This window comes from Streptomyces chiangmaiensis, assembly GCF_036281785.1.
In the GTDB taxonomy this organism is placed as follows: Bacteria; Actinomycetota; Actinomycetes; order Streptomycetales; family Streptomycetaceae; genus Streptomyces; species Streptomyces chiangmaiensis.
On the sequence record NZ_JAYWVC010000301.1, the window covers coordinates 1 to 7,126 of the forward strand.

The 7,126-nt window shown below is 70.5% G+C and carries 4 protein-coding genes; 3 read left to right on the plus strand and 1 reads right to left on the minus strand.

Annotated features, from left to right (window positions below):
* Nucleotides 1-347 precede the first annotated feature (347 nt).
* Nucleotides 348-2,660: an SF1B family DNA helicase RecD2 gene (recD2, locus tag VXC91_RS40565; protein WP_329512378.1), complete on the minus strand. Its 2,313-nt coding sequence runs from the start codon at nucleotides 2,658-2,660 to the stop codon at nucleotides 348-350.
* Nucleotides 2,661-3,099: 439 nt separating this feature from the next.
* On the opposite strand from recD2, the gene VXC91_RS40570 reads away from it, so the two are divergent.
* The 3 genes from VXC91_RS40570 (at nucleotide 3,100) to VXC91_RS40580 (ending at nucleotide 6,982) form a co-directional block, all read left to right on the plus strand.
* Nucleotides 3,100-3,660 (plus strand): 2OG-Fe(II) oxygenase family protein, encoded by a 561-nt coding sequence (locus VXC91_RS40570; RefSeq protein WP_329512379.1) that lies wholly within the window; start codon nucleotides 3,100-3,102, stop codon nucleotides 3,658-3,660.
* A 188-nt stretch (nucleotides 3,661-3,848) separates the two neighbouring features.
* Nucleotides 3,849-5,264, plus strand: a complete 1,416-nt coding sequence (locus VXC91_RS40575; RefSeq protein WP_329512380.1) for a hypothetical protein — start codon at nucleotides 3,849-3,851, stop codon at nucleotides 5,262-5,264.
* Nucleotides 5,265-5,338: 74 nt separating this feature from the next.
* A complete protein-coding gene (locus VXC91_RS40580; protein WP_329512381.1) occupies nucleotides 5,339-6,982 on the plus strand; it encodes a plasmid pRiA4b ORF-3 family protein in 1,644 nt (547 codons plus the stop codon).
* Nucleotides 6,983-7,126: the final 144 nt, after the last annotated feature.

The window sequence follows — 7,126 nt, forward strand, 5'->3', positions numbered from 1 at the left end:
ATACCGGTATGCCGCTTGACCTGCGACGATGACTTTCCGAGCCCCACACGATGCCCGAGCACCTCAGCCGACAGCTCCCGCTTACCCTCGACCACCGCCGCCTCACCGCCCGCGCGCTCGACATGCTCGGCCCGGATGTCCTTCCACCGCGTGCAACCGGTCACAGTGCGCCCACCTCCTCGTCAGCCCTGTGTCGGCGGGCGATTGAGCGGCGTCCCGGTCCAGCAGCCATCGCGCGAGTCCCCCTCCGTCGACTTCCGTTCAGCAGTGTGACCAGCGCCTGCGGTGCGGGGAAGAGGGCAGCCGGCCAACACACGTGTGCGCCCTGCGGATGGGCCTTTGTGCGCTCAGTCCCAGGCGAGCTGACCGTTCGGTGTCTGGGGTCGCGGCGGCAGTGTTGCGGTGTGGGTGATGCGGTGGGTGAGAGCCGTATTGCGGCGCTGGGTGCGGTTGTTGGCGACGGCCCGCTCGACGGCTTCGCGCTGGCCGATCAGCATGACGCCGTCGCGGGCGCGGGTGACGGCGGTGTAGAGCAGGTTGCGCTGAAGCAGCATCATCCCGGCTGCGTTGATCATGGGGATGACGACGTAGGGGTACTCGCTGCCCTGGGAGCGGTGGACGGTCAGGGCGTAGGCGTGGACCAGTTCGTCGAGGTCGGTGAAGGGGTAGGTGGCCGTCTCGCCGCCGGGGAAGGTGACCGTGAGCTGGTGGGCTTCGACGTCGACGCCGGTGACGGTGCCACTGCTGCCGTTGAAAACGCCTGTATCGCCGCGGTGGGGGTTGTTGCGGACCTGTTGAACGCGGTCGCCGAGGCGGAAGGCGCATCCGTCGTGGAAGTGCTGTGGCTTGTGGTCGGCGGGTGGGTTGAGGCGCTGCTGGAGGCGCAGGTTGAGATCAGTCATGCCTGCCAGGTTCTTCTTGCCCGGGCATAGGACCTGGATATCCTCGGCCCGGACCTCGAGGTGCTTCGGCATGACGTCGCAGACCAGCTCCACAACGCGCTGGGCGATGTCCTCCGCGCCCGGGATGGGCCGGTTCCAGAAGGCTCTGGGGTCGTCCTCAGGCAGGTCGCCGCGCAGGATGCGGTAGGCGTTGATCACAATCGCGGCGCTGTCGTCGTGCTGCCGGAAGACCTTGGTCAGCCGGGTGCGCGGGATTGCGTCCACCTCAAGCAGGTCGCGCAGGACGCATCCGGGGCCGACGCTGGGCAGCTGGTCAGTGTCGCCGACCAGCACCAGGTGGCAGCCCTCGCGGACGGCGGCGAAGAGCTTGCGGGCCAGGGCGAGGTCGAGCATGGAGGTCTCATCGATGACGACCAGGTCGGCGGTCTCCAGGATGCTGGCGTGGTCGAAGAGGGAGTCCCCGTCGGGTGGCCGGATGAGGCGGTGCACGGTCATCGCAGCCTGTCCGCAGGTCTCTTCCAGGCGCCTGGCGGCCTTCCCGGTCGGCGCGGCCAGGGCGACGACCGCCCCGGCTTCGTCAGCCACCTCCACAAGGGTGCGCAGGGTGTGGGTCTTGCCGCAGCCCGGGCCGCCGGTTAGCACGGAGAGGGACCGGGTGAGCGCGGTATGGATCGCCTGGTACTGCTCCTCGGTCAGCCCGGCCGTCTCCGCCGTGGTCAGCGCGGTCAACCGCTGCCCCCAGTCCGCGAGGTCGGCCAGGGCGGGCGAGGAGCCGAGCAGGCGGCGCACGTGCCAGGCGAGCTGGGTCTCGTCGCGATGCCGGCGCGCGAGCAGGGCGATCTCGGTGTCCGCCACCGCGTCGGTGCCGTCCATCACGGGTAGCGGTAGCCTCTCGGTGACCACCTCACCCTGCCCGGACAGCGTCTGCAGGGCGTGGCGCAGGACCACGTCGTCGAGGATCTCCGCAGTGGCCGGGTCGTCGTCGGACAGCAGCTGGCGGGTGCGGGCGAGCAGGACGTGGACGGGCAGGTGGCAGTGGCCCTGGCCGCCGGCCTGGTCCAGCTCATGCAGCAGCGCGGCCTGGAGCCGTTCCTCGCTGTGCTTGGGGACCCCGACGGCGAGGGCGATCTTGTCGGCGTTGACGAAGCCGACGCCATACACGTCCCGACATAGTCGGTAGGGGCTCCGGCGGACGACATCGATCGGGTCGTCGTCGGTGTCGGCGTACGTGGTGTAGATCTTCACCGCCAACCCGGGAGTGATCCCCAACTGCTGCAGGAACATCATGATCTCGGCGATGGCCTTCTGTTCCTGCCAGGCTGCCATGATCCGCCCGAGCCGGATCTCACCGATGTTGTGGACATTCAGCAGCCGCTCCGGCTCGGCGTCGATGACCTTCAACGTCTGTTCGCGGAAGGTGTCCACGATCGCCGCCGCCAGGGCCGGCCCGATCCCGCGGATCATGCCCGAGGCAAGGTAGAGGCGGATCGCCCGCTCGTCGGCCGGCACCGTACGCTCACAGCGCTCGGCTCTGAACTGTCGCCCGTAACGCAGATGGTGGGCCCACGATCCGCGCAAGCGCAGGCTCTCTCCCGGCTGGACCCCGAAGAGCGCCTTGCCGACCGCGGTGACGCTCTCCCCACCGTCCCCCGTGGACGTCAGCCGAAGCACCGTGCGCTCGTCGTAACTGACGTGCAGCAGGTGATCGACCACGCCCTCGATCACGTCGTCGACGTCCAGCGGAACGTGATGGGCCACGTGCTTGTCTCCCAAGGCCAGGGCCGGTACGGCGCCGGATCACGCCGTGCTGTGGTGCGGCAAGGCCAGCATGGCCTCAGCGCTGCGGTTTGTCGCGCAACTGAAAGATGCAGCTCACCGAAACGAGCGACCGGCCCACGCGAACCGACAGCGCCTGCGAAGCAGCAGGCACCGCGCCCGTGTCACCGCCCCCCTGGGTCAGACAGGCCCGGAACCGGGAAACCGCTGGTCAGGACCGTTCCCATCTGGCTGGTGCCCCGCCGCCGATAGAGTGACATCCCTGCAGGTGCGGGACAGACGGGAGTGAGGGGCGCATGGCGAAGACCGCGAGGGAACGGCTGGCGGAGCTGCGAGCGGCTCCGCGCCCACCGGATCGTTCAGCGCTCAGCTGTCGGCACCAGCGGACCTGCTCCGGCTCGAGGTGTCCGGTGTCGGGCCGGTGAAACTTCCGCTCCGCGCCCCCCTGGCGCAGAAGCTGATCGCGGTGGCGCGGCCGGCGAAGTTCGGGCGAGGAGAGGAGACGCTGGCCGACCCTAGCGTCCGGGACACCTGGGAGCTGACCCCGGACCAGATCACTCTGGGCGGAACCGGCTGGCCGACACTGCTCGACAGCGCGCTGGAACACTTCCGTGACCAGCTCGGGCTTCCACGCGGGTCCCGTCTCCGTGCCGAACTGCACTCGATGCTGGTATACGGCAAAGGGCAGTTCTTCCTCCCCCACCAGGACTCGGAGAAGGACGACGCGATGGTGGGCACCCTGGTGGTGTCCCTGCCCTCGGCGCACACCGGCGGGGATCTGGTCATCGAGCACGGCGGGGAGAGCATCGCCTACCGGGCGTCGAAGGACGAGCTGACCCTCATCGCGTTCTACGCCGACTGCCGTCACCAGGTGACTCCGGTCAGGTCCGGTTACCGGGAGACCCTCACCTTCAACCTGCTCACCGACGCCGGTTCCCCGGCCGTGGAGGCCGGCCCCGCCGCCGAGCCGGCGGCTGCCTGACCGAGCACTTCAGCACGCTGGTCACCCCGCGATACTCACGCCGCGTCCTGCCCCCGCCGAACCGGCTGGTCTTCCTCCTCGACCACGAGTACACCCAGCGGGGCCTGAACTGGCAGCGCCTCAAGGGCGCCGACGCGGAGCGCGCCGCGCTGCTGCGCGCCGCGGCGGAGCAGGCCGGATGCGAGACGGTGCTGGCACTCGCCGAGGTGAAGGAGACCTGGGACGCTCTGCCCTCCGGCAGCGACCCATGGGACGACTACTGCTACGAGGACGAAGAGGAAGAGGAGGAGGACGACACCGGCGACGGCCCGAACGAGGATCCCGAGGACTACGAACTCAACGAGCTGATCGACGACGAGATCACCCTCGACTGGTGGACCGGACCGGACGGCGCCGACGGTGAACCGATCTCGCTGCGCGTCAGCGACGACGAGGTGTGTGCCGCCACCCCGAACACGGGCCTGACCCCCTACCAGTCCGAGTACGAGGGCTACATGGGCAACTACGGCAACACGCTGGACCGGTGGTACCGGCGGGCCGCGATCGTCGTGTGGCCGCGCGAGAGGGCGTTCGCAGCGCGTGCCGAGGGCGGGTCCCGGTGGGCCCTGCGTGACCTCCGTGACCGCATCGACGCCGGAGACCTGGCGGGCGCACGTGACGCGGCACAGTCACTCGCGCCGTTTTGGTCCCAGCTGGAAACGAAGGCAGGACTGCTTCCGGCAGCCCTGGATGTGGCAGTGGGCCTGGATATCGCCGGGACTGCGGCGATGCTGCTTGAACCGTTCCGTGTGGAGCTGCTGGCGCAGGAGCACGCGGCCGGGCTGGCGGCAGCGGCCGAACTGTACGGCGAGCAGTGGACGCGGACCGTCGTCGACGGGTGGTTCGGGTCGAAGCGCGACCCGTACGGATCCGACCTGTCCGAGTGGGCCGACACCACGCTGCCGGGGCTGTGCGGGGCGCTGCGTGCCACCGGGAGCCCGCACGTGGCACAGCTCCTGGCCGCCGGGGCCTGGGGCTGGCTGGACAGCCGGCTCCGGCTCTGGACCACCACCGCGCACCGCGATGTCCGCCGGCGACAGCTGGAGATCCTGAGCTCGCCCTTGGCGCGGCTGCTGGAAGCGGCCGACGACACCCTGTACGACGAGATCACGGGAACGCTGCGCGAGTGCGAGGACACCGTACTGGAGTGTCTGATGCCGGCGCTGCGCCTGGCGGACGCGCGCGGGGCGGCGGGGCTCGACCAGATCGCCCGGGGCTGCGCGGAGCGGCTCGGCCGGATCGCCGCGACGCCGCCACGCGACCAAGACGACTGGTCGATCGAATGGACCGGATGTGGGTGCGACCTCTGCGACAGGCTGGGGACGTTTCTCGGCTCACGGACGCAGCGGACCTTGGAGTGGCCGCTGGCGAAAGACGGACGCCGGCACGTGCACTCCCGGATCGACGCGGCGGAGCTGCCGGTGCGCCACCAGACCCGGCGGCAGGGGCGCCCCTATACCCTGGTGCTGACCAAAACCGACACGCTGTTCACCAGTGCCGCGCACGCACGCGACAAGGCCGCGGCCGACCTGGCGTGGCTGACAGCGACCCGGCGCACGGCGTGAGCGGGAACGGGCCGCCGTCACACCGGAAGGGTAACGCCCGCACCGCCGTGGTGCGGGCCCGTTAGGCTGCCGCGATGACCGCGTCAACGTCCCCGTCCCCCGCCCTCGCCCTCGCCGCCGGCTCCTGCCGGCTAGCCTCGCGCGCCCGAACCCTCGCCGCCTGGCTCGGTCCGGGACGGGCACTGACCCCGACGGGCATGCCGAAACCCTCCGACGCCCCCGAGGCCGCCGCCGAACTGGGCATCCCCACGCCAGGCCGGGTGCGTCGTGCCGCCGATATTCCCGAGCTCGGCATGGTGTGGCGCTTCGCCCGCGCGGGCGGTTTCGTGATCGTCGACGGCGGGCGGGGCCACGGCGCCGCAGCGGAGTTGGACTGGCCGAAGCTGCCGCCGCAGACCGTGGTGCGACGCTGGCTCGACGCCCTGTCGGCAGCCATCCCCTTCGGCGCAGGCACAGAACGGCCGCGCGACGACGACGAGCACGCCACCTGCATCGCCGTCCTGCTGTTCGCCCTGTCCACCGCCGACGACCCCGGGGACGCGGGTTGCGTCAGCGCCCGCATCCTCGAGATGACACGCGGCGGCCAGTGGCCGTTGTCCTGGCGCTGCTCCTTTCTCTGGACTCAGGAAGAGCACGAGTTCGAGCAGCTCCACACCTTCCTTGTCGACGCGGGGGCGGCCGATAGCAACCGCGGCCTCACCCCGCTCGGAAGCTGGGCACTAGAGCAACTGCGCCCGGCACAGATCTCACCGCGGATGAGCACCACCGACCTGCTGGGAGAGCTTCAGCGCCGCCCGCCCCGCGACCCCTACCCAGCGATCTGGCCATGGATCGAGGTCCAGGGCCCCGACACCGCGCTGCAAGGCCTGCTCGCCGAAGCCGGCCAGGCGGACACCCCGCAGCGCAGACTCGCCCTCGAACTCGCCGCCCAACTCCCCGTGGATTCCGACGAGCCGTGGCACCGAGCCACCGCCCACCCGGTCCTCGGCCCCCCGGCCCGCCGGATACTGTGGGACGACGACCCCACGCAGCAGGCACTCAGCCCACAGGACCTGCTCTGGCTGGCGGTCGACGAGTGCGCCGCGGCCTGGCACGGCGACGACCCGGCACGCTTGCTCGAACGGTTCCACGACCTGCCCGGCGCCACCGGACCCGAGCGCCTGACCGCCCTGCACGGCAGCGACCACCCCGATGCCGCGGCCCTCGCCGACCATCTGGCGCGCAGCGGCGCCGAACAGTCACAGCCCAGCGTGTACCAACTCAAGATCTCCCTGACCGGCTGGGGTGTATGGCGCCGGGTCCTGGTACGTCCCACCCTCACCCTCGGCGACCTGCACGAGGTCATCCGGACCGTCCTGGACTGGGACGACGACCACCTGCACCTCTTCCAAGGACCCGACCGCCGCACCTACGCCCCCCACTGGTGCGACCTGGACGCCGCCGACGAGGACACCGTCCTCGTCGGCGACGCGTTCCCCCAAGAAGGCAGCATCATGGGCTACACCTACGACCTCGGCGACTACTGGCGCCACGAGATCACCTACCAGAAGACCCTCGCCGGCGGACCCGGCACCGCACACCCGGTGTGCACGGCAGGGCACGGCGACAGCCCGATCGAGGACTCCCTGCCCGAGAACGAAGAGGGGACGTACCCCACCGCGCCGTTCGCGATCGACGACATCAACGAGTGCCTGATCCGGGTGTTCTCACCCAACTGATACCGGGTCAACGAACGTGCTGGGCGGCCAGGCTGCGATGGCACGGTGCCCGGCCCCGGCCGCCCGCCACCAAGCTCCTCAACGAGGAGGGCGGCTGACCGCACAGCGGGGCTACCGCACCCCGGGCCGCCCCCGTCGACGACA

What these genes read in the sequence shown, in the direction of transcription:
- VXC91_RS40580 (WP_329512381.1), top strand. Translation starts at nt 5,339, where the DNA reads ATGACCGCGTCAACGTCCCCGTCCCCCGCCCTCGCCCTCGCCGCCGGC.